We start from the raw sequence: 2,374 nt of genomic DNA, 5'->3' as shown, positions 1-2,374 counted from the left end.
CATCGAAAGCTCCATCGCCGGGGCGTAACCGGCAATGTCGGCGATCTCGCGGATGCCCCCAGGCGGGCATTTCGAGATGAGTCAACGAATGGGGCTACGCGGAGGTTTCTGATGAGTCAATGCGGTCGGCCAAGGTCGGGATGGTTGACGGTTAGGCTCCAGTGCCGGCCGTCGCCGCGGGTGGCGATGAGGGAGAACCGGAAGCCGGAGACGGCGACACCGTCGACGACCTCGCAGACGGCCAGCACGGTGTCGTCGTCAGGGGCGGCGAAGTCCAAGTCGGTGGAGAACCTGCCGGCGCCGCCGAGCCGGCATTTGCGCAACGACGTCCCGCCCTTGAAGACCAGGTCGTGGTCGTCGAACAGGCTCGTCTCGGCGAGCAGCCAGAGAAGGTGGTCCTGGGCCACGTCGAGCAGGGCGGCGTCATAGGTGTCGGACCGCCCGGCGCCGTGGCGCAGCACCAAGGCCCGGTTGAGCGTTACCGGCGGCATGTCATGCCTTGGCGGCGCTGTCGCGCAACGGGGCGATCAGGCGGTCGGTGAGGCGGAACTCGGGTGCCCAGACGCCGCTCCGGCCGGTGCCGAATTGGATCTTGGGCATGGCTTCGACCGGTCGTCGTTCGAGGAGGCTCATGGCGTCGTCGCGGCGGCCGCCTTGGTCCAGGAGGTAGCTGGCCCGCTGCCAGGCGGAGGTGGACTGGGGGGTCAGCAGCCCGGCCAGGCGGTCTACGTCGACATCGCGGGCCAACTGGTCGAGGTGGGCGACGAGGTCGGCCCAGGGGGCGAACGAGGCCGGTCGTGCGGCCAGCTGGACGACGAGTGCCTCGGGCCCGAACGCGGGGAGCCCACCGGCCCAGTCGGTGAGGTCGAGGTGCCGGCGCAGGAGGGAGGCTGGGGTCGGACCGAGGCGTGGAGCGTCTTCTGCTCGCCAGCCGAGGGTGACCACCGAGAGGTGGGCGCGCAGGCCGTAGGGGAGGCGTTCCTGGGTGGGGACCCACACGACGACGGGGCCGTCGAAGCGGCGGCCGAGGTAGCCGAGGTGCCAGGCGGCGGCTTCGCCGGCGAGGGCGAAGGCGGCTTCGGGCTCTCTCGCCCGCCATCCCCGTAGGTCGATGTAGGGGTCGGTGACGTCGTCTTCGCCGGCTGGCAGGAACGCCCAGACGCCCTTCAGGTGCACGGGCGCGAACCAGCCGAGCCGTTGCAGCTGCCGGGCCGTGCGCTCGGCGTCGAGATCCCAGCCGTGCTCGTCGATGAGCGCTTCGAGGTCTCGGCGGGTCACCACCTGAGGCCGGTTCCGGGCCAGGGTGGCCAGGAGGGCGGCCAACGCGCCGGGGATCCGGCGGCCCGGTGCCGCCCGTCGTGTGGTGACCGGTGCTCGGTAGGGCATGGTTAGTATCCAGCCTGGAATTCGTCAATAGTGGTACGAATCCAGGTATAACACTAACTGCTGGATAAGGCAAGGCCTGAAAGACGGCAGTGGGGTTCCCTATCCAGGCGTCTACCTAACCTCCGTGGCACGACGTCGAGGCGGACCTTGGCCGGCGGGTCGTCGTTGTCGCTATCACGGCGTGTCGCTCAGCGGGGCGCACCTTGCTCGGCGTCCTCGGGTGAAGCCGACGCCGGTGTCCTCAGACGACTTGGTGGCGTACTTGGCCACATAGCCGGCCACCCGCTGGGCCCGCCCGTGCGCCCGATCGAGCACCTGGGCGTCGAGCTCGCGACCCCAGCGGGCCATTCCTCTGGGGTGTGGGACCGACACCGCCCGGGCGGCGTGCAGGCAGGCGGCGGCGAGTTGCTCGGCATCGACCGGCGGGACGCCACCGTCGAGCCCGTCGGCCCGGACGACGGCGTGAAGGTGGACGACGCCCCGGCGCTGGAACTCGGCCACCCGGCAGAAGGAGAGCCGGATCCGCCGACGGGTCTCGGCCTGGGTGAGCCCGAGCACCGCGGCCAGGTGACGGGCGACGTAGATGGTGGTGCGCCGCCACAGCTCCGGGGTGGCGGCGTTGTGGAGCACGGCGCCCTCGTAGTCGTAGCAGTCGGGGCACAGGGGACTGCCGACCAGCTCGTTGGCACCGTCGTGGCGTTCGAAGCAGGCGAGCGGCCGGCCATGGGGGCAATGGCGCCTGGGCTCCCTAATGTGGCAGGGCGCACCGCTCCTCGCCGCGTGCACCGTGCCGAAGCTCGGAGCGGTGAGGGTCACGAGCACAGCGGGATGCGTCACGATCGCCTCGTCGACGCCCTTCCCACCGGCGAGCCCTGCCCGGACCAGATGGCGGGCGTCGGCGCGGTAGACGGACGCACAGGAAGGGCACCGGGTCTCCCGCCGGCTGCCGCAGGCCTTCAGCGCCACGCCGTCGGGGAGTGAGGTGCAC

The 2,374-nt window shown here is 70.9% G+C and carries 3 protein-coding genes; all 3 read right to left on the bottom strand.

Annotated elements, in window-relative coordinates; all coding sequences use genetic code 11:
- Nucleotides 1-116: 116 nt before the first annotated feature.
- A complete protein-coding gene (locus VMV22_09310; protein HUY22527.1) occupies nucleotides 117-491 on the bottom strand; it encodes a nucleotidyl transferase AbiEii/AbiGii toxin family protein in 375 nt (124 codons plus the stop codon).
- A 1-nt stretch (nucleotide 492) separates the two neighbouring features.
- The gene (locus VMV22_09305) at nucleotides 493-1,386 is read right to left on the bottom strand and encodes a type IV toxin-antitoxin system AbiEi family antitoxin (protein HUY22526.1); all 894 of its coding nucleotides are present in this window, start codon (nucleotides 1,384-1,386) and stop codon (nucleotides 493-495) included.
- 174 nt (nucleotides 1,387-1,560) lie between these two features.
- A partial coding sequence (locus VMV22_09300) for a replication initiator (GenBank protein ID HUY22525.1) occupies nucleotides 1,561-2,374 on the bottom strand: 814 nt, incomplete at its 5' end.

It is taken from the genome of Acidimicrobiales bacterium, from assembly GCA_035531755.1.
Taxonomy (GTDB): Bacteria; Actinomycetota; Acidimicrobiia; order Acidimicrobiales; family UBA8190; genus DATKSK01.
Note: the sequence above shows the minus strand (reverse complement) of the source record. Positions and strands in the feature narration are given on the sequence as shown.

Excerpts from the sequence above, each read along its gene's own strand:
- VMV22_09305 (HUY22526.1), bottom strand. The coding sequence starts at position 1,386 with ATGCCCTACCGAGCACCGGTCACCACACGACGGGCGGCACCGGGCCGC.
- VMV22_09310 (HUY22527.1), bottom strand. The coding sequence starts at position 491 with ATGCCGCCGGTAACGCTCAACCGGGCCTTGGTGCTGCGCCACGGCGCC.